The following is a 19,759-nucleotide window of genomic DNA, read 5'->3' on the forward strand; positions in this document are numbered from 1 at the left end:
ACGACTCGCAAAAATCCCGCCTTACTCTTGATCGCATGTGTGGAATCGTCGGATACGTGGGCCCGCGCCCCAGCCAGGACATCCTTCTCGCCGGCCTCGCCCGTCTCGAGTACCGCGGCTATGACTCCGCGGGAGTCGCCGTGATCGACGGCGAGGGTTCGCTCGGCATGCGCAAGAAGGCGGGCAAGCTCGCCGTGCTGCGTGACTCCCTCGCCGACGCTCCGCTGCCAGACGGCTCGACCGGCATCGGACACACGCGCTGGGCGACCCACGGCGGCCCGACCGACGGCAACGCGCACCCGCACCTCGCCGACGACGACAAGCTCGCCCTGATCCACAACGGCATCATCGAGAACTTCTCGGCGCTCCGAGAGGAGCTCCTCGCGGACGGCGTCGTGTTCCGCAGCGAGACCGACACCGAGGTCGCTGCTGCTCTTCTCGGACGTGAGTACGCCGGCAACGGCGGCGACCTCCAGCTCGCGTTCCGCAGCGTCGTGAACCGCCTCGAGGGCGCGTTCACCCTGCTCGCGATGCACCAGGACCACCCGGGCCTCGTGGTCGGCGCTCGCCGCAACTCGCCGCTCGTGATCGGACTCGGCGAGGGCGAGAACTTCCTCGGCTCGGACGTCGCCGCCTTCATCGAGCACACGCGCAAGGCGCTCGCGATCGGCCAGGACCAGATCGTCTCGATCACCCCGGACGCCGTCAGCGTCACGGACTTCGCCGGGACGCCCGTCGAGCCGGAGCCGTTCGACGTGTCGTGGGACGCTGCCGCCGCCGAGAAGGGCGGATGGTCGAGCTTCATGGCCAAGGAGGTCGCCGAGCAGCCGGAGGCCGTCGCGAACACGATCCGCGGCCGCATCCAGGACGGCCAGGTCGTCATCCCCGAGCTCGATGGACTCGACGAGCTCTTCGTCGGCATCAACCGCGTCATCATCACGGCCTGCGGCACCGCATCGTACGCCGCGCTCGTGGGCAAGTACGCGATCGAGCAGTGGGCACGCGTCGCGGTCGACGTCGAGCTCGCGCACGAGTTCCGCTACCGCGACCCGGTGATCGGCGCCGACACGCTCGTCGTGTCGATCAGCCAGTCGGGCGAGACCATGGACACGCTGATGGCCGTGAAGTACGCGCGCGAGCGCGGTGCACGCACGTTGTCGGTGTGCAACACGCAGGGTGCGACGATTCCGCGCGAGTCGGACGCCGTGGTCTACACCCACGCCGGACCCGAGGTCGCCGTGGCTTCGACCAAGGCCTTCTCGGCCCAGATCACCGCCCTGCTGCTGCTCGGCCTGCACATGGGCCGCGTGCGCGGCACCGTGGCCGATGCGTCCGTCGACGTCGCCGAACTCGCGGCGCTGCCGGAGAAGATCGCGAAGGTCCTGGAGAGCGAGCAGGAGCACGTCACGCAGCTGGCCGGCTGGATGGCCGACACCCGCTCCGTGCTGTTCCTCGGTCGTCACGTGGGCTATCCGATCGCGCTCGAGGGTGCGCTCAAGCTCAAGGAGATCTCGTACATCCACGCCGAGGGCTTCGCCGCCGGCGAGCTCAAGCACGGACCGATCGCGCTGATCGAGCCGGGACAGCCCGTGTTCGTGCTGGTGCCGTCGCCTCGTCACTCGGCCCTCGTGCACTCGAAGGTCGTCTCCAACATCCAGGAGATCCGCGCCCGTGGCGCCCGCGTGATCGTGATCGCAGAAGAGGGCGACGCGGCAGTGCTGCCGTTCGCCGACGAGGTCATCCACATCCCGCTCGCCGGTGCGATGTTCGAGCCGCTGCTCGCGGTCGTGCCGCTGCAGATCTTCGCGATGGCGCTCGCCACGGCCAAGGGGCTCGACGTGGACCAGCCGCGCAACCTCGCCAAGTCCGTCACGGTCGAGTAACCCCGTCACCGAGTCGCCCCCGTTCGTGCGCGCCGTCCGCGGCGAGACGCAGGGACGGGGGCTCTCGTCTTCCGAGCCCGGCTCGGCGGGGACAGTAGGCTGAACGAGTGATCATCGGTACCGGCATCGACCTCGTGGACATCCCACGGTTCGAACGGACGATGGCCCGGACCCCGCGCCTTCTGGAGCGGCTGTTCGCCCCGTCCGAACGCACGCTGCGTCTTCCCTCGCTGGCGGCGCGGTACGCGGCCAAGGAAGCGCTGATCAAGGCGCTCGGCGGCTCGGACGGCGTGCACTGGATCGAGATCGAGATCGCCTCGGAGGCCTCGGGGCGTCCGCATTTCGTCCTCAGCGGATCGACGGCCGCGGTCGTCGAGGAGCGCGGGATCGTCACCCTGCATCTGACCCTCACCCATGACGCGGGTCTCGCCGCCGCGTTCGTCGTCGCCGAAGGAGCTCCCCTGTGACCGCCCCGTTCCGCGAAGCGACCATCGAGCTCGACGCCATCGCCGACAACGTGCGGCACTTCCGCAGGCTCACCGGCGTCGAGGTGATCGCGGTCGTCAAGGCGAATGCCTACGGTCACGGTGCCGCTGCGGCCGCGGTCGCCGCGCTCTCCGCCGGCGCGACGCGGCTCGGCGTCGCCGAGATCGCCGAGGCCCTCGAACTGCGCAGACAGGGCGTGCATGCGCCGATCATGGCGTGGCTGCATGCGCCGGGCGAGAGGTTCGAGCACGCCGCCGCGCAGGACATCGAGATCGGGATCTCATCCTTCGACCAGCTCGAAGCCGCTGCGGCCGCCGCCTCGGTCGACCGGCCCGTCGGCGTGCACCTGAAGTTCGAGACCGGTCTCTCGCGCAACGGCGTCGCCCCGGCCGACTGGGGGCGGGTGCTGGCGGAAGCGGCACGCCTCGAACGCGTCGGACGGCTGCGCATCGTGGGGCTGTTCAGTCACCTCTCGAACACCTCCGCGGAGGACGACAGGGCGGCCTTGGCGAAGTTCGACGAGGGCGTCGCGGCGGCCGCATCCTTCGGCATCCGCCCCGAGATCCGCCACATCGCCGCGACCGCCGCCGCGATCGATCTCCCGGAGACGCGACTCGACGCGGTGCGGATCGGGTCGGGCTCTTCGGGCTCTCGCCGTTCGACGACCGGACCTCCGCCGAACTCGGGCTGCGTCCGGCGATGACGCTCCGCGGCGCGATCGCCGCAGTACGCCGAGTGCCCGCGGGGACCGGGGTGTCCTACGGCTACGCGCACCGCACGGACCGTGACACCACACTCGTCCTCGTCCCGCTCGGGTACGCGGACGGGGTGCCGCGGAACGCCTCCGGCCGCCTTCCGGTCTCGATCGCGGGACGCCGGTTCGTGAACGTCGGGCGGATCGCGATGGACCAGTTCGTCGTCGACGTCGGCGACACTCCGATCTCGGTCGGCGACGAGGTCGTGCTGTTCGGTGACCCCACCCTCGGCGTCCCCTCGGCTGCAGACTGGGCGGACGCGGCGGAGACCATCAACTACGAGATCGTCACGCGCATCGGACCGCGCGTGCCCCGGCGGTCGTCATGAGCGTCGACCCGGCCTTCCTCGGACGACGTGAGGTCGCGACATCCGAGGCCATGGAGCAGCTCGGTCTCCGCATCGGCGAGCAGTTGGAGGCGGGAGACCTCCTCATCCTCACGGGTCCCCTCGGCGCGGGGAAGACCACGTTCACCCGGGGCCTCGCCGAAGGTCTCGGCGTGCGCGGACCCGTGCAGAGCCCGACCTTCGTGATCGCCCGCACCCACCCCTCCCTCGTCGGCAGGGCGCCGCTCGTGCACGTCGACGCGTACCGCCTCGGCTCCGCGGCCGAACTCGACGACCTCGACCTCGACCTCGCCGGATCGGTGGTCGTGATCGAGTGGGGACGCGGCATGGCGGAGGAGCTTGCCGATGCGTGGTGGGACATCGAGCTCGAGCGTCCGGTCGGCGTGGACGACCTCGATCCGTCGGAGCTCGATGCCGACGCGCCGCGCATCGTGACGATCGTCCGCGAGGGGTCGACGTGACCGCAACTGTGAACGAGACGCTCGTGGCCGTGATCATCGAGGACGATCCGGGCGTACGGTCGCTCCTCGACGAGGTGTTCCTCGCCGCGGGGTTCGAGACCCACCTGGCCGGCTCCGGACCCGAGGGTCTCGCGGCGATCGAGCAGCACCGCCCCGTCATCACCACGCTCGACATCAACCTGCCGGGCATCGACGGGTTCGAGGTCGCCCGACGCATCCGACGGGTCAGCGACACGTTCATCATCATGCTCTCCGCCCTCTCGGACGAGTCGGATGTGGTCCTCGGTCTGACCTCCGGGGCGGACGAGTACCTCGTCAAGCCGTTCCGGCCGCGCGAACTGCGGGCGCGCATCGAGGCGCTGCTCCGGAGGCCTCGGGCCGGCGAGTACCGGCCGACCCCGGCGCGCCCTGCGGCGGAGAGCGAGCCTGCAGCCGACAGCACGACCGTGCTCACCTGGCGGGGGCGTGTGCATCGCGACCTCAGCCTCGACCTGGACACGCGTCTGGTGCTGGTCGGTCAGAAACGGATCGACCTCACCCCGACGGAGTTCGACCTGCTCGCCGCCATCCTCGACGCGAAACTCAAGGTGCGCAGCAAGGCGGACCTGGCGCGCGGCCTGCGTGGAGCACCGGAAGGCTCGAAGGAGTACGTCAGCGAACCGGACAAGCGGGCCATAGAGACGCACATCGCGAATCTGCGACGCAAGCTCGGCGACAGCTCGACCAGGCCCCGTTACATCGAGACGGTGCGCGGAGTCGGTTATCGGCTCACTCCGGTCGATGACCCGGCGAGCTGACCGGGGCGGGACCGCGGCTCCCCAACCGCGGTCCCGTGTGCCTGCGAATCCCCACTCGCGTGGCCCCAGCGTCTGCGTTCTTCCCCAGTCGCAGTGTCGGCCCCCACTCAGAATGCTATGGCGGCGGGGACACCTGAAGAGCGGGGTTCCCCGATCTTTGAGTAATCTTGCGGGAAAGCTGAGCTTCATGGGGGAGGGCACGCGTCGATGATCCGCACCATGTCGATCTGGCGCTGGCAGCTCGTGTTCACCGGCAGCATCGTGGCGATCGTCGTCATGATCACGGCGTTCAAGCCGCAGACCTTCGCCAACCCCCTCGTCGTCGCCGGGATCGCCCTCGTGGTGGTCACGACACTGATCACCCTCGCCGTGCCGTGGCACCGACTTCCCCACCCGTTCGCGACCGCGGTGCCGCTGTTGGACGCGCTCGCGGTCGGCTTCACGACGAACGCCCCCGACATCCGGCTCGGGTTCCTCTGGGTGTTCCCCGTCGTGTGGCTGGCGACCTACTTCACGATGCCGTGGGTGCTCGGCGGCATCGCCTTCATCAGCGCGACCCTCGTCCTGTTCGCCGACCAGAGCGGCACACCGGCCGACATCCTCCTCCGCCTGCTCACGGTCGTGATCACTCTCGGGTTCCTCGGCGTGACCGTCCGCATCGGCTCCCAGCGCTCCCGCGCCGCGCGCAGGCTCCTGCAGCGACGGTCCGAACAGGTGAACCGCGCCGCGGACCGGGCGGAGACCAACCAGCGGAGGGTGACCCAGATCGTCGACGCGCTCAGCGTCGCCCTGGTCGTCGTCTCCGCCGGAGGGCGCATCCTGCAGATGAACGACGCCTATCGCGCCCTCTACGGGCGGGATCGCTTCGGCGCCGCGCTCCCGTCTGCCGGTGTCGAGTACGACGCCAGGCGTGGCACGGCGGTCCCGCCCTCGCGCACCTCGATCGCGCGAGCGGCGAGCGGCGGAAGCTCCAGGCCGAGGAGGTGTGGCTCTTCGACGGGAACGGCCAGTGGCGGGCGCTCGAGGTGAGCACGCAGCCCATGGCCACCGCGGGAGGCGGCCAAGACGTCACGCTCCTGGTGATCGACGACGTCACGATGCTGCGGGAGGCGGATGAGGAACGGCGTGCACTCGCCGCCGTCGTCTCTCACGAGCTGCGCAACCCGCTCACCGCGATCGTCGGACACGTCGATCTGCTGCGCGAGCGCGACGACCTCCCCGGGCGTGTGCCGGCGCAGCTCGACATCATCGCGAACGCCGGCGAGCGCATGCAGGACCTGGTCTCGAGCATCCTCGATCAGAACGGTCGCACGGTGCAGGAGCCGTTCGAACCCGTGGATCTGCGGGATGTCGTCGAGGCCTCGGCGGCGTCGTATGCGCCGCTCATCTCCGGCAGCAGGCAGGAGCTCCTGATCGAGGGAGCGCAGAGCCTGGTCATCTACGGCGATGCGTTCCGGCTTCGGCAGGTGCTCGACAACCTGCTGAGCAACGCGGTCAAGTACACGCCACAGGGTGGGCACATCCGCATCGCTCTCGGCACGTCGACGGACGGGCACGTCGAGCTCGCGATCGTCGACGACGGCGTGGGACTCACGCCGGAGGACCTGCCTCGCGTGTTCGAACCGTATTTCCGGACGGACAGCGCCGTACGCGCCGGCATCAGCGGCACGGGGCTCGGCATGGGCATCGTCCGTGAGATCGTCTCCGCGCACGAGGGCAGCATCGACATCTCCAGCGAGGTCGGGCTCGGCACCCGGGTGACGCTGCGTTTCCCGCAGCACCGAGTGAAAGAGGCCAGGGCATGACCCCGCTCGTCCCCGTCAGCGTCGACGTCACGACCAGCATGGTCGCCGTCGTGACCGTGCTCACCGCTCTGGTCGTGGGGCTCGCGACCCTCGCACGTCCGAGCAGGGCGACCATCACGTGGGGCGCGGCCTTCGGCCTGGGGATGCTGGGGGCGTACCTGTGGCTCGCCGGGCAGCAGACGCAGGAGCAGGCGCTGCGTGCCGCCGCCTCGGCGCTCCTGCTGTGCTTCGAGCCGTTGGTGTGGATCGGACTGCGGATGCACTTCGGCCGACGGGTGTCGTGGTGGACCGTGATCCCCTTCCTGGTCGTCGCCCCGACCCTGCTCGTGGCGACAGCGGAGACGGCGTGGTACCTGCCGTCCTTCCACATCGTCTTCCTGGGCAGCGGGGTCTTCGGGGCCCTGGTGGCGTACGAACTGCTGCGCGTCAGAGCCGCCGTGCGCGACATCGTCCTCCCGCTCGCACTCGCCTCCTGCGGGCTCGTGATCGTGGCCGTCGTCAGCGCCGTGTCCGCGCTGATCGCGGGTGACGCGGGCACCGACGCGCAGTTGAGTGCCCTACGCGGGATGAACGCCGTCGGAACCCTCGTGGTGAGCACCTGTGCGGCTTTCACGCTGGTGCTGATGGTGCGGGGCGAGGAGAAGAGGGTCGACGCCGGGGACGCGGCCGAGCGTGCACGACGCCGTCTCCGCAAGGCGGAATCGCAGAACGACCAGCCCTGGTCGGTGCTCGACATCCGTCTGGACGACCCCGCTGACCTCCGGGAGGCCTCGACGGGTGCGGCCTACACGCTCATCATCGACCGCTTCCACGAGGACATCCGTGAGGCGTTGCCCGCGTCGGCCGATGCCGACCGCGTCGAAGACGGGCGGGCGATCGTCGTGATCCGTGGCAGCGACGAATCGGTGCGCCATCATCTGCGGGCGATCCTGACCCGCATCTCGATCATCGACCGCGACACCACGGTCACCGGCATCCGCGCCTCCGCGAGCATCGGCTGGGCGACGGTGTCGGTGGTCGGATTCGACTACGACGCGCTCGTCGCCGCCGCAGGACGGGCGGCCGCCAGGGCGCGTGCAGCCGGAGGCGACCAGTGGAAGCGGGCCACGGCACTCGATCTCCAGAGCGCCTGACGACTGTCGTCTAAAAAGTCCATGCCAACGCCCCCTGTAGAATGTCGCACATTACTCACAGGGCGGGCAATGACATGCGATTCAGGGAGAACCTCACCGATGTGCGGACGCGATGGTTCGCGCTCGGCACGCTTGCCTTTTCCGCCGTCTCGCTCGTCGGGGTCGTTGTCGCCCTCGTCGCCCTCGTCTCAGGCCCGGGTCAAGAGCAGGGCTCGCTCTCTTGCCTCGCGACGACATTCATCGCCGTGGGCAGTGTCGGCGCGCTCGTCGCTGCCATCCTGCTCAATCGTCGAGTGGTGAGCATCGTCCAGCAGAGTGACGGGAGCTGAGAGGAGCTCGCGACGGCGGTATCAGCCGAGGTGCTGGTGGAGTGCGCGGAGGTGGGCGCGGGTGAGCCCCGCAGTCGTCGCCGTCGCTTCACTGCCGGCTAGGCGTCGCGGGACTCGCGGCCCTTGGCGAGGGCCGCGAGGATGGCGGTCTCGGCGTCCGGTCCGGTCTCGGCGGCCGCCGAGACGTTCTCGGCGACCACGGCCTCGATGATCTCGGTGCGCTGGATGCGCGTCTCGCGCGGCGCCTTCACGCCGATGCGCACACTGTCGCCCTTGATCTCGAGCAGCGTGATCTCGATGTCGCCGTCGATGCGCACGCTCTCACCGATCCGCCTCGTCAACACCAGCATCCGTTCAGCCTACTGCCGTGGCGGTGGAGCCGACCGCTGCCAGCGGTGCGTCTCGGACGACGCCGACCGTCTCGATCGTGAGCGCGGCGGCGGTCGCCTCCGTGTACGACAGCACCGGCAGGCCGTCGGTCTGCGCCGAGACCAGCCTGCGCACGGCGGGACGCAGCGAGGGGGCGCACACCAGCACGGGCTCGCCGCCTTCCCGCACCGACGAAACAGCCTGTTTGACCGACTCGACCACCGTCTCCATGCGCTGCGGGTCGAACACGATCTGCGACCCCTCGTCTCCGGGGCGCAGGCTCTCGAGCATCGCCTGCTCGAGAAGCGGAGCGATCATCACGACCCGCAGCGTGCCGGCATCCGCGAATCGTGCGGCGATCGCGGGTCCGAGTGCCGCGCGAGCCGCTTCGATGAGTCCTTCCGGGTCGGTGCCGACTCTGGCACGCAGCGCGAGCGCCTCGTAGATCCGGGCGAGATCGTTGATGGGCACCCGCTCGGCGAGCAGCCCCTGCAGCACCCGCTGGACCTCGGCCAGGGACAGCAGCGCGGGGTGAGCTCTTCGACGGCGGCAGGCGAGGCCTGCTTGAGGGCATCCGTGAGCTGGCGCACGTCTTCCCGGCTGAGCAGCCGGGCGGCGTGTGCATGGATCACGCTGGACAGGTGGGTGATGATCACGCTGGCCCGATCGATCACGGTGGCTCCGGCGAACTCGGCGCTGTGACGCATCTCGAGCGGGATCCACTTGCCCTCGAGGCCGAACACCGGGTCCAGGGTCGCGGTGCCGGGGAGAGCTTCCAGACCCTGCCCGAGAGCCAGCACGGATCCCACGGGGGCGGTTCCCCTCCCGGTCTCCACGCCGGCGATGCGGATGACGTAGGTCGCCTGCGCGAGCTCGATGCTGTCGCGTGTGCGCACCGGCGGCGTGATCAGCCCGAGGTCGAGGGCGACACGGCGGCGCAGGGCCTTCACCCGCGCCAGCAGATCGTCGGGCCCTCCTGTGACCAGATCGACGATGTCGGGGAGAGGAGGATCTCGAGCGGATGCACGCGCATCTTCTCGATGAGCTCCTCCGGCTGATCCGCGGCGGCAGCAACGGGCGTCTGCGCGGCGGCCGCCTCCTCGCGCTTCCTCGTCGCCTTGATGCGCTGCGCGATGAGCAGGAGGCCCGCCCCGATCGCCACGAAGGGGAGCATGGGCATGTGCGGGATCAGCGACATCACGATCGCGGCGCATCCGGCGATGATGAGCGCATTGCGGGACTGCCCGAGCTGCGCCGAGGCGGCCGTTCCCATCTCGGCCTCCGCCGTCGAGCGCGTCACGATCATGCCCGTGGAGACGGCCATCAGCAGCGCGGGGATCTGGGTGACCAGTCCGTCGCCGATCGTCAGGAGGCTGTAGGTGCTCACCGCTTCGTCGATGGTCATGCCGTGCTGCACCAGCCCGATGGCGATGCCGCCGACGACGTTGATGATGATGATGACGAGCCCGGCGATCGCATCGCCCTTCACGAACTTCGACGCACCGTCCATGGCGCCGTAGAAGTCCGCCTCGGCGGCCACCTCCGCACGACGGGCGCGGGCCTCCGCATCGGTGATGAGCCCCGCGTTGAGGTCGGCGTCGATCGCCATCTGCTTGCCGGGCATGGCATCGAGCGTGAACCTCGCGCCCACCTCGGCGACGCGCTCCGCTCCCTTGGTCACCACGACGAACTGGATCACGACGAGGATCAGGAAGACGACGGCGCCGATGATGAGGGAGCCGCCGACCGCGATCGCCCCGAACGCCTCGATGACCTGCCCCGCATAGGCCTCACCGAGGACCAGACGGGTCGACGCCACGTTCAGCCCGAGGCGGAACAGCGTCGCCACGAGGAGGAGCGAGGGGAACACCGAGAAGTCCAGCGGCTTCTTCACGAACATCGACGTGAGCAGGATCACGAGCGCGAACATGATGTTCAGGATGATGAGGATGTCGAGCAGGAACGGCGGCACCGGGACGACGAGGAGCATGATGATGCCCACGACTCCGATCGGCACCATGAGCTTGACGAGCAGCTGTCTCATGCGGTCCTCCGGTAGGGAAGCGAGTGGATGCCGCGGGCGGCCCCGCGTCGTCGCAGCGAGTCGACGAACACGAGGACGCGGGCCACGGCGTTGTACAGGTCTTCGGGGATCTCCTGCCCCAGCTCGCACGCGGCGTGCAGGGCGCGCGCGAGGGTGATCTCGCGCACGAGCGGCACACCGGCGCGCACGGCCTCGTCGCGGATGCGCTCCGCGACCACGCCGCTGCCCTTCGCGACCACCTTGGGGGCGGCCCGCCCTGCCTCATATCGGAGGGCGACGGCGATGTGCGTGGGGTTCACGAGCACGACATCCGATCCGGCGACCGCGGCGATCATGCGGTTCCGGCTCACGGCGAGCTGCCGGGAGCGTCGCTGCTGACGGATCAGGGGGTCGCCCTCCGAGCTCTTGCTCTCGTCGCGGATCTCGCGCTTCGTCATGCGCGTGTGCTTGCGGTTGCGCCGCATCACCACGAACATGTCGATCGCCGCGAGCACGAGTCCGACGGCGATCGCAGTCTGCAGCAGGGCGGTCGTGCCCTCGCTCGCGGTGCCGAGCAGTCGCGAGATCGAGTGTGCTCCGCTGGCGGTGAGCACGGGCATCAGGTTCGCGATCACGAGCCAGAGGGCGATGCCGATCGCGGCCGTCTTCAGCAGGGCCTTGGCCCCCTCCCACAGCGCCTGCATGCCGAACACGCGGCGCACGCCCGTGACGAGGTTGAACTGCTCGAACCGGCCGGTGAGCGGACGCAGATGCACGCCGCCCTGGATCACCGCCCCGATCAGGGTGACGACGGCGACCGCGGCCAGCATCACCGTCAGGGTCGGCAGCACGGAGGCGAGGCCACGCCCCAGCGCCACGAGAGCCGCCTCAGGGGTGGGCGCCTCGACCAGGGACGTCAGTGTGAGGAGCTGTTCGGTTCCCGCGGAGGCGCCGAGGGCGATGGCCGCGGGCATGGTGACCGCGGCCGCACCGATGCCTAGCCACGCCGTGAGGTCCTGGCTGCGCGACAGGCGCCCCTTCTTGCGGGCTTCGCGAAGGTGCTTGTCGGTGGCCTTCTCGCTGCGCTCGCCGGTATCGGTGCCGCTCACTCCCGCACCCCCTGCATCATCCTGAGGGCCTGGGTGGCGAGCGCGTCGACGATGCCGGGCAGAGCGATGTACACGGCTCCGGCGAGCAGGAGGGTGAGCAGGATCTTCACCGGGAAGCCCATCGCGAACGCGTTGAGCGCCGGCGCCACGCGCGTGATCAGCCCCAGCCCGACGTCGGCGAGGAACAGCACGAGCGCGAGAGGCCCGGCGATCTGCACCGCCGCGAGCACCATCTGCGACACCCCGTCGACAAGGAGCTCTGCCGGCCCTGCGACCGTGAACACCCCGTCGACCGGTACGGCCTGGAAGCTGCGGGCGAGCCCGGCGAGGATCAGCTGATACCCACCGGAGGCGAAGAGCAGGGTCAGCGCGGTCAGATGGAAGAGCCGGGTGAACTGCGCGCCGTTCACCATCGAGTGCGGGTCGAACGCCTGCGCCAGCTGGAATCCCCCGAACACGTCGATCAGGCTGCCGGCGGCTTGGAGCGCCGAGAAGCACAACAGCACGAGGAAGCCGAGCAGGGCTCCCGTCACCAGCTGCAGCACGAGGGCCCCGAGGAACGGCCCGGTGTCGAGGTTCTCGTACCCGGGGGCGACCGCCGTGCCGACGGCGAGCGAGAGACCGATCGCGAGCATCGCCTTCACCCGTGCCGGGATCGCCCCGTAAGAGAACGGCGGGGCGATGACGATGAACGCCGTGATGCGCACGGCGGCGAGCATCGTGGCCTCCAGCCAGGCGAAGTCGATCGGGATGTACACGTCGTCAGCCGCTCAGCAGCGAGGGGATGCGGGCGAACATCTCGTTCGTGAACGCGATCATCTCGGCGATCATCCAGTTGCCCGCGATGAGCAGTGCGATGCCGACCGCGACGATCTTGGGCACGAACGAGAGCGTCACCTCCTGCACCTGGGTGATGGACTGCAGCAGCGAGATCGCGAACCCCACCACGAGTGCGGTGACCAGGACGGGTGCGGCGAGCTTGGCGGCGATGATCAACCCCTGCATGCCGATGTCGATCACGGCCTCCGGGCTCATCCGACACCTCCGTAACTCTCCAGCAGGGCGCGGATGATGAGCCCCCATCCGTCGACGAGGATGAAGAGCAGGATCTTGAACGGCAGCGAGATCATGACGGGCGGGAGCATCATCATGCCCATCGACATGAGCGCCGCCGCGACCACCAGGTCGATCACGAGGAACGGCACGAAGATCACGAAGCCGATGATGAACGCCGCACGGAGCTCGGAGATCATGAACGCCGGGATGAGCGTGTACATCGGCACGCTCGATGCATCCTCGGGGTTCGGCTGACCCGCCATCCGGGTCATGAGGGCGAGATCCTCCTCGCGCGTGAAGCGCAGCATCCACTCCTGCAGCGGGAGCTGACCGACGTCGATCGCCTGCGTGAACGTGAGGCTGCCGTCGATGTACGGCTGCACCGCGATCGTGTTGATCTCGGTGAGCACCGGCCACATGATGAACAGCGACAGGAAGAGCGAGAGCCCGGCCAGCACCTGGTTCGGCGGGATGGTCGGCAGCGACAGGGCGTTCCTGGTCATCGCCAGCACCACGAAGATCTTCGTGAACGACGACATCATCAGCAGCAGCGCAGGGGCGACCGACAGCAGTGTGATGCCCAGCAGGGTGAGGATCGATCCGGAGGGACCGCCGTCGACGCCGTTGATGTCGATCGTGACGCCCTCGCCCGGATCGTCCGGGGTGACCTCGGCGTGGGCCGCCGTGCTCGAGAGAAGCGTCAGGACGACGACCAGCGCGAGCGCGAGGGCGAGGATCAGTGCGACGCGTCGCAGCGCGCGGCCGTCGACGACCCCACGGGCGACACTCATCGCGTGCGCCGGATGGCCTCGGCGGTCTGCCGCCAGGTTTCGGGGAGAGGATGGAACCGCGCAGCGGATCGTTGCGGTGCCGCACGCGTCGCTGCGGTGCCGGAGCCGTGTGCGACGGCGTCGCCTCTGCCAGGGCGGTCGCGGCGAGGATGCGGTCGAACTCCTCGGCGTCGGCTGCCGTATCGGACCCGGTCGGCCACGAGGGACGGGCGGCCTCGTCGGAGACATCCGGCTCCTTGACGGGCAGGCGGTCGACGACGTTCACGCCGTGCTCGGTGACCCCGAGCACGTAGCGGGCGTCCGCGGTCTGGATCACGACGATCTGCGCCTTCGGCCCCACTCCCTGACGGCCGAGGACCGTGATCGCCTCGCTGTCGCGGCGGCGCGCGCCTGCGTCCGTGCGACGCGGCGCTGGAGGTACCAGAGCACCCCGAGCACCGCGGCGAGCGAGAGCACGACCCGGAGGCCGAGCAGGAGGTCGTCCAGGATCAGGCCTCGACGTTCTCGAGGATGCGTGTGATGCGGACCGCGTAGTCCTGGTCGACCACGACCACCTCGCCGTGCGCGATGACTCGGCCGTTGAGCTTGATGTCGGCGGGTGCTCCGGCGGAGCGGTCGAGTTCGACGACGCGTCCCGGCTCGAGGTCGAGCACATCGCGAACGGCCATCCTGGTGCGGCCGATCTCGACCGTGAGCTCCATCTCGACCCCGGCGATGCGGTGCAGGCGGTGCGAGCTGCGTGCACCACGGGCCGGAGCGTGCGTGACGATCACCGAGAGTCGGCCGATCGTGCGACCCGTGTCGTCCTGCAGGTCGAAGAGCTGGGCGGCGGGGTCGGAGAACAGCGGAGAGGCGTCACCCACCGTTGCATCGCCGAGAGCGCCGGCGCCCAGGGTGCTCGCGGAGGCCTCGAGGGCGTCGCGCAGCCGATCTCCGAGCGGCGCGGAGCCGAGCCCGTCGACCAGGCTCTCCGGGTCGAAGAGCTGCACGGCGAGCTGTGCACTCGCCTCGCCGACGAACTGCACGATCACGGCATCCCCGGTGTCTCCCGAGACCTCGGAGGGAGGGCCCTGGTGGGAACCGCGGTCGGCAGCTTCGCCGCGAAGGCGGCGGCGACAGCGGACTCGTAGGTGGTGGTGCTGGTCACGCGGACTCCTCGGCGACGGCAGGATCGGGGACGGTGGAGGTGACGACGCACGCCAGACGCGCACCGGCACTGCCGACGGCGGCGGTGGCGACGGTCTGGTCGCCCACGGCGAGGAGCAGCGGGCGATCGGCGGAGTGCGGGAACGACACGATGTCGCCCACCGCGAGATCGAGAACCTCGCGGGGGAGCACCACTCGGGAGGCGAGTCGCAGGGCGAGATCGACGGGCGACACCTCGACCTGACCGCGGATCAGGCCAGGGGCGGCCGTGCGATCGGCATCCGATGTCCGTGCGGTGAATCCGGCGAGGACGGAGGCGGGCAGCATCACGCTCGCCGGCACGGCCCCTGCCCGCGAGGCGCATCGAGAACCGCGCCACGATGACGGGCTCTCCCGATGCCGCGACCTGGGCGAACTGGGAGCTGTACTGGATCCCGTTCACCGTGACCCCGCTCGGCAGCAGCCCGTCGAGCGCACCGGTGAGGTGGTCGAGGGCGTCGACGATCAGCGAGCGGATCAGCGCCTGCTCGATCGGGGTGAAGGTGCGGTCCTCGGAGGCTCCGGATGCGCGCCCGCCGACCATCTGCACGATCCACGTGGTCGCCGCAGAGGTGGGCAGCTGCACGATGAGACGCTCATCGGAATCGGGGAGAGCGCACACGATCAGGGTGGTGGTGGACGGCAGCGACTGGGCGTACTCGCCGTAGGTCAGCATCCCGACGTGCTCGACCGCGATGGTCGCGCGCACGTGGATCTTCGCCGAGAGCTGCGCCGACCATTGCCGGGAGAAGGTCTCGAACGCCAGTTCCAGGGCCCGGGTGTGCTCGCGCGAGAGAGTCGCCGAGCGGCCGAAGTCGTAGACGTCGACCTCGGCGCTTCTCGTCGCCGTCGCTGCGCGCACCTCGGAGCGCACGCTGTCCTGGATCACCACGAACCCGACTATCGGGCGGTGAGCGGCGCGCGTTAGGTGCAGGACGGGTCAGGAGGACGGCTGCCCCGCCTGTGCTTCGGGGATGAGCGCTCGCACCTCCTCGTCCGCATCAGAGAGGACCACGATGTCGACCCGTCGATTCTGGGCGAGGGCCTCGGAGGAGTCGCCGGCTGCTACGGGTCGCGTGTCGCCGAAGCCGACCGACTTCAGGTGCGCAGGCGGGAGGCCGGACGACTCGACGAGGTGCCGCAGCACCTGTGTCGAACGACCGGCCGACAGCTCCCAGTTGGTGGGGTACGGCGCCACGGAGCCGCGCACGTCGGCGTGCCCCTCGACCGAGATCTCGTTCGGCGCGGTCACGAGCACCGAGCCGAGGGCGTCGAGCACCAGGACCGCGGTGGAGCTGAGAGCGGTGCTGTTCGTGGTGAAGAACGTCTCGGCGCTGACGAGCCCGATCGTGAGACCGCGCTCGTCGATCGTGAAGGTGACGTCGGCCTCGAGACCGTTCTGGGAGAGCACCTGGCGCAGGCGTTCCCGGAGCGCGGAGAGCTCGCTGAACTCGTTCTGCGCAGCCGCCAGGTTCACGTCGGCGAAGTCGTCGCCGTTCTCGTCGACCAGTTCCGGCGGCACCACCACGCCCGTCACGGCATCCACGTCTTCCGACGGCTCCTGGCCGAACCCCGTGGCGAGGGATGCGCTGAGCGCCTCGAACTTCTCCTGGTCGACGGTCGACATCGCGAACAGCACGATGAACATGCACATCAGCACGGTGACCATGTCGAGGTACGACGCCATCCAGCGCTCATCCGGCCCGCTGTGCTCCTCGTGCGGAATCCGGCGACGCGCGCGCACGCTCATGGAGCGGACTCCGGCTCCGTCTCCTGCGCGGCGCGATCCTTGGTGCCGTGGCCGGAGCGTTTCGAAGGGCGCTCGGCGACGAGTGCCCGCAGCCGCTCGCCCACGAACTGCGGCGGAGCCCCGGCCTGGACCGCCAGCATGCCCTCCATGAGCACGGTCATGCGTTCGAGCTCGAGCTCGCCGAGTCGCTGCAGCCTTCCGCCGATGGGCAGCCAGATGAAGTTGGCCGAGAGCAGACCCCACAGCGTCGCCACGAACGCCGCCGCGATCATCGGTCCGAGCGTGTCGGGCTTGTCGAGCTTCTCCAGCACGTGCGTGAGCGAGACGACCGTGCCGATGATGCCGACCGTCGGCGCGAATCCGCCGAGCGTCATGTAGAACCGCGAGGCGGTGCGGTTGCGCGCGGCGGTCGAGGTGAGCTCGTCTTCCAGCAGCGTCCGCAGGTCTTCGGCATCCGTGCCGTCGGCGATGCTCTGCAGCGCCTGGCGCAGGAACGGGTCCTTCTCGTCGTCCAAGCCTTGTTCCAGGGCGAGGAGTCCTTCCGCTCGCGCCTTCTCGGCGTAGCCGACGACCGTGTCGATCATGCTCGAGGCCGTGCGGCGCTCGCCGCGGAAGGCGCGCGGGAGCGCTTTGACGGCGTGGAGGGCATCGCGCAGGGTGCCGCTCGCGAGGCCGACCGCGATCGTGGCGCCGAACACCAGCACCATGGGTGCGGGCAGCAGCAGGGAGCCGACGGTCGCGCCCTCGATGTTGATCATGGCGACCAGCGCGCCGAAGGCGAGGACGAGTCCGAGGATGAGAGACGGATCCATCAGCGACCGTCCTCGGTGTCCGCCGACGCGGCATCCGTGTCGGCTCCGGCGATCAGGGCGGCCGCGGTGGCCAGCACTCCGGCGCGGAAGCGGGTGATCTCCGCGATCACGTCGTCCATCGTCTCGGTGACGACGAAGGTCGCGCCGTCGACCATGATGAGCGTCGTGTCCGGCGTGGCCTGGACACGTTCGATCAGGTCGGGATTCACCGCGAACCGCGAACGGTTCAGGCGCGTGAGGACGATCATGGGCTCCATCCTGGAAAGATCCGTCCGCGTTCCGAGGAGCGCGGACCCGACGGCCCGTCCTGGGCTGTCGGAGGGGACTGTCGGCTGGAGAGGGCCCGGCGTTAGCGCGGAGGTGGGTGTCGATGGCGAACCGGCTCGGTGCCGAGAACACGAGTGATGGCGTCGTTACTCGTGGTTAAGAGGACAAGCCTTAGTAACGAGTGCGATAATCGGCTTTGCGCCCCGCCGCTCAGCGGTCGGCGAGCAGCCGATCGCGCACCTGGCGGCGCAGAACCTTGCCGATGAGCGATCGGGGGAGATCGTCGACCGCGGTGATGCGGCGCGGCACCTTGTAGGGGTGAGCCGCGTGCGACAGAAGTCGCGGAGCGCGTCCACGTCGAGCGCAGCGCCCTCGCGGAGCACCACGGCGGCGGCGACCTCTTCTCCGCCATGAGGTCGCGGAAGACCCACGACCGCGGCCGCCGTGACGTCGGGATGCGCGACGAGCGCGTCTTCCACCTCGCTGGGCGACACGTTGAAACCGCCGGTGATGATGAGCTCCTTGAGGCGGTCCACGATGGTCACGAACCCGTCGGGCGAGACCTGGGCGATGTCGCCCGTACGCAGCCAGCCGTCGGGGAGCAGAGCATCGGCCGTCTCGCCAGGACGCCGCCAGTACCCCTGGAAGATCTGCGGACCGCGGAGGAGGAGTTCGCCGTCCTCACCGGCAGGCACGTCGACGGTCGGGTCCGCCGGGTCGACGACGCGGATCTCCGTGCTCGGAAAGGGAACGCCGACGGTGCCGGGACGACGGGTGGGGCCCATCGGGTTGCCGAGCGCGACCGGTGAGCTCTCGGTCATGCCGTAGCCCTCGACGAGCAGACCGCCGGTGGCCTCTTCCCAGCGCTTCACCGTGGCGACCGGAAGGCTCATCGCTCCGGAGATCGCGAAACGGACCGTCGAGAGGTCGATGGTCCCTCGGGCGGCGGCGCGGGCGAGAGCATCGTAGATCGGCGGCACGGCCGGAAGGAAGGTGGGCGGCGTGGAGCGTGACGCCGCCGTGACCAGGCCGAGGTCGAACGTGGGGAACAGGACGAGCCTCGCCCCGATGCTCATCGCGAAGGTCAGGCACAGCGTCATGCCGTACGCGTGGAACAGCGGCAGCACGCCGTAGAACGTCTCCTCGCCGTCGACGAGCCCCGGCACCCACGCTCGTCCCTGCATCGCGTTGGCGCGCAGGTTCGAGTGCGTCAGGATGGCCCCCTTCGGGGAACCCGTCGTCCCGCTCGTGTACTGGAGCAGGGCGGTGTCATCCAGCGTCGGACCCGGCACCCGCCGTGAGATCCTGCGGTGATCGGCGAGGCTCTTCCAGGCGACGAGGTGGTGCGCCTTCGGGGCTCCGGTCAGCTTCGCCCGCGACTCGCGCGCGCGGCGCAGCGGCAGTCGAAGGGCGACCCGTTTCGAGAGCGGCATCGCCGCGGTGATGTCGACGCTCACGATGTGCTCGACCTCGAGGTCGACCGGGAAGCCGGCGATCGTGTCGACCGCTTTGTCCCACACGACGGCGACGCGCGCTCCGTGGTCCTCGAACTGGTGCCGCAGCTCCCGCGCGGTGTAGAGCGGGTTGTGCTCGACGACGATCGCACCGAGTCGCAGGATCGCGTAGAAGGCCACGACGTGCTGCGGGCAGTTGGGCAGGACCAGAGCGACACGGTCGCCCGCGCCGACTCCGAGCCGCCGGAGCCCTTCCGCGGCGCGCTCGACCTGCTCGCCGAGCTCTCGGTAGCTCGTGACCGCACCGAAGAAGTCCAGCGCCGGACGCCTGCCGAACGCCGCGACACTGGCCGCCAGCATCTCCGGCAGCGTCTGCGAGGGATCGTCGATCTCGGCCGGGACGCCGTCCGCGTAGGAATCGAGCCATGGTCGGGAGCTGAGAGGGGTGGCGGACATGTCTCCATCCTGCCCGGGATCGTCGTCCGCGGACACCGCAGCCGTCAGCCGACGAAGAGGAGCACGATCGACACGACGACCGCGGCGGCCCCGACGCCGGCCAGCGTGACGCCGAGCACCTGGAACGCATGCAGGAGCGGCCGTCGGGGTTCGAACCGCATCAGGTCAGGATGCCGCTCGCTGACGAAGGCATCGACCTCGTCTCGTCCCTGCCGGTGGATGTGCTCGTCGGCGCGGAGCGGGCGTTCCCGGAAGTCGCCGGCGGCGAACCAGCGGGCGCGCGCCGAGCCGCCCGCGTCCTCGACGATCACGACCTCCTGAGGTGACCAGGCGCCGTCGTGCACCTTCACCAGGAGCACGACGGCGAGCAGCGGGAGCCCGATGCCGAGGCCGATCCAGGACAGGATCTCGGCGATCATGCCGACGGCGTCGATCGCGTTCATCCCCGACTCCGTTCTCCCTGAGAAGACAGTACCGGTGGTGCAGCGGCGA

The 19,759-nt window shown here is 69.6% G+C and carries 18 protein-coding genes and 5 pseudogenes; 8 read left to right on the forward strand and 15 right to left on the reverse strand.

All coding sequences use genetic code 11. The features are described 5' to 3' along the window. The first annotated feature begins 35 nt into the window (after window positions 1–35). The 8 genes and pseudogenes from glmS to G4G29_RS05395 all read left to right on the forward strand — a co-directional run bounded on the left by glmS (window position 36) and on the right by G4G29_RS05395 (window position 7,666). Window positions 36–1,883, forward strand: coding sequence for a glutamine--fructose-6-phosphate transaminase (isomerizing) (gene glmS / locus G4G29_RS05365; RefSeq protein ID WP_183152086.1), 1,848 nt, complete (start codon window positions 36–38; stop codon window positions 1,881–1,883). 107 nt (window positions 1,884–1,990) lie between these two features. Continuing rightward, window positions 1,991–2,350: a holo-ACP synthase gene (locus tag G4G29_RS05370; protein WP_183152087.1), complete on the forward strand. Its 360-nt coding sequence runs from the start codon at window positions 1,991–1,993 to the stop codon at window positions 2,348–2,350. Then, window positions 2,347–3,452: pseudogene (gene alr, locus G4G29_RS05375) on the forward strand (alanine racemase). Before G4G29_RS05370 ends, alr begins: the two are co-directional and overlap by 4 nt. Further along, window positions 3,449–3,931: a tRNA (adenosine(37)-N6)-threonylcarbamoyltransferase complex ATPase subunit type 1 TsaE gene (tsaE, locus tag G4G29_RS05380; RefSeq protein ID WP_183152088.1), complete on the forward strand. Its 483-nt coding sequence runs from the start codon at window positions 3,449–3,451 to the stop codon at window positions 3,929–3,931. Before alr ends, tsaE begins: the two are co-directional and overlap by 4 nt. Continuing rightward, window positions 3,928–4,728 carry a response regulator transcription factor gene (locus G4G29_RS05385; protein ID WP_183152089.1) on the forward strand — a complete coding sequence of 267 codons (801 nt, stop codon included), beginning with the start codon at window positions 3,928–3,930 and terminating at the stop codon, window positions 4,726–4,728. Before tsaE ends, G4G29_RS05385 begins: the two co-directional genes overlap by 4 nt. 219 nt (window positions 4,729–4,947) lie before the next feature. Further along, window positions 4,948–5,757 carry a PAS domain-containing protein gene (locus tag G4G29_RS21315; RefSeq protein ID WP_244632414.1) on the forward strand — a complete coding sequence of 270 codons (810 nt, stop codon included), beginning with the start codon at window positions 4,948–4,950 and terminating at the stop codon, window positions 5,755–5,757. After that, window positions 5,712–6,533: a HAMP domain-containing sensor histidine kinase gene (locus G4G29_RS21320; protein ID WP_244632415.1), complete on the forward strand. Its 822-nt coding sequence runs from the start codon at window positions 5,712–5,714 to the stop codon at window positions 6,531–6,533. Before G4G29_RS21315 ends, G4G29_RS21320 begins: the two co-directional genes overlap by 46 nt. Further along, window positions 6,530–7,666: a hypothetical protein gene (locus G4G29_RS05395; RefSeq protein ID WP_183152090.1), complete on the forward strand. Its 1,137-nt coding sequence runs from the start codon at window positions 6,530–6,532 to the stop codon at window positions 7,664–7,666. The genes G4G29_RS21320 and G4G29_RS05395 overlap by 4 nt, the downstream gene beginning before the upstream one ends. A 427-nt stretch (window positions 7,667–8,093) precedes the next feature. Here G4G29_RS05395 and csrA read toward each other — a convergent pair whose 3' ends face one another. The 15 genes and pseudogenes from csrA to G4G29_RS05470 all read right to left on the reverse strand — a co-directional run bounded on the left by csrA (window position 8,094) and on the right by G4G29_RS05470 (window position 19,710). Further along, entirely contained in the window at window positions 8,094–8,345 is a 252-nt protein-coding gene (gene csrA, locus G4G29_RS05405; RefSeq protein WP_183152092.1) for a carbon storage regulator CsrA, read from the reverse strand. A 4-nt stretch (window positions 8,346–8,349) separates the two neighbouring features. Next, a pseudogene (locus G4G29_RS05410) lies at window positions 8,350–10,408 on the reverse strand (flagellar biosynthesis protein FlhA). Then, entirely contained in the window at window positions 10,405–11,496 is a 1,092-nt protein-coding gene (locus G4G29_RS05415; protein ID WP_183152093.1) for an EscU/YscU/HrcU family type III secretion system export apparatus switch protein, read from the reverse strand. The pseudogene G4G29_RS05410 and the gene G4G29_RS05415 overlap by 4 nt, the downstream one beginning before the upstream one ends. Beyond that, window positions 11,493–12,254, reverse strand: a complete 762-nt coding sequence (locus G4G29_RS05420) for a flagellar biosynthetic protein FliR (RefSeq protein WP_183152094.1) — start codon at window positions 12,252–12,254, stop codon at window positions 11,493–11,495. Before G4G29_RS05420 ends, G4G29_RS05415 begins: the two co-directional genes overlap by 4 nt. Window positions 12,255–12,258: 4 nt before the next feature. Next, window positions 12,259–12,531: a flagellar biosynthesis protein FliQ gene (gene fliQ, locus G4G29_RS05425; protein WP_183152095.1), complete on the reverse strand. Its 273-nt coding sequence runs from the start codon at window positions 12,529–12,531 to the stop codon at window positions 12,259–12,261. Then, complete coding sequence (gene fliP, locus G4G29_RS05430; protein ID WP_183152096.1) at window positions 12,528–13,343, reverse strand: flagellar type III secretion system pore protein FliP; 816 nt, start codon at window positions 13,341–13,343, stop codon at window positions 12,528–12,530. The genes fliQ and fliP overlap by 4 nt, the downstream gene beginning before the upstream one ends. A 202-nt stretch (window positions 13,344–13,545) precedes the next feature. After that, window positions 13,546–13,683, reverse strand: a pseudogene (locus G4G29_RS23830) (flagellar biosynthetic protein FliO); the annotation flags it as partial. A gap of 148 nt (window positions 13,684–13,831) precedes the next feature. Beyond that, entirely contained in the window at window positions 13,832–14,374 is a 543-nt protein-coding gene (gene fliN / locus G4G29_RS05440) for a flagellar motor switch protein FliN (protein WP_244632416.1), read from the reverse strand. A gap of 112 nt (window positions 14,375–14,486) precedes the next feature. Further along, a complete protein-coding gene (locus tag G4G29_RS21330; RefSeq protein ID WP_244632417.1) occupies window positions 14,487–14,816 on the reverse strand; it encodes a FliM/FliN family flagellar motor C-terminal domain-containing protein in 330 nt (109 codons plus the stop codon). Window positions 14,817–14,904: 88 nt separating this feature from the next. Beyond that, a pseudogene (locus G4G29_RS21335) lies at window positions 14,905–15,420 on the reverse strand (hypothetical protein); the annotation flags it as partial. A gap of 48 nt (window positions 15,421–15,468) precedes the next feature. Beyond that, window positions 15,469–16,278, reverse strand: coding sequence for a flagellar motor protein MotB (locus G4G29_RS05450; protein WP_183152097.1), 810 nt, complete (start codon window positions 16,276–16,278; stop codon window positions 15,469–15,471). Beyond that, the gene (locus G4G29_RS05455; protein ID WP_183152098.1) at window positions 16,275–17,090 is read right to left on the reverse strand and encodes a MotA/TolQ/ExbB proton channel family protein; all 816 of its coding nucleotides are present in this window, start codon (window positions 17,088–17,090) and stop codon (window positions 16,275–16,277) included. Before G4G29_RS05455 ends, G4G29_RS05450 begins: the two co-directional genes overlap by 4 nt. Continuing rightward, entirely contained in the window at window positions 17,090–17,338 is a 249-nt protein-coding gene (locus G4G29_RS05460) for a flagellar FlbD family protein (RefSeq protein ID WP_183152099.1), read from the reverse strand. Before G4G29_RS05460 ends, G4G29_RS05455 begins: the two co-directional genes overlap by 1 nt. Before the next feature lie 229 nt (window positions 17,339–17,567). Continuing rightward, window positions 17,568–19,267, reverse strand: a pseudogene (locus G4G29_RS05465) (long-chain-fatty-acid--CoA ligase). A 44-nt stretch (window positions 19,268–19,311) separates the two neighbouring features. Continuing rightward, a complete protein-coding gene (locus G4G29_RS05470) occupies window positions 19,312–19,710 on the reverse strand; it encodes a hypothetical protein (protein WP_183152100.1) in 399 nt (132 codons plus the stop codon). Window positions 19,711–19,759 lie beyond the last annotated feature (49 nt).

It is taken from the genome of Microbacterium sp. Se63.02b (genome assembly GCF_014171575.1).
GTDB lineage: Bacteria > Actinomycetota > Actinomycetes > Actinomycetales > Microbacteriaceae > Microbacterium.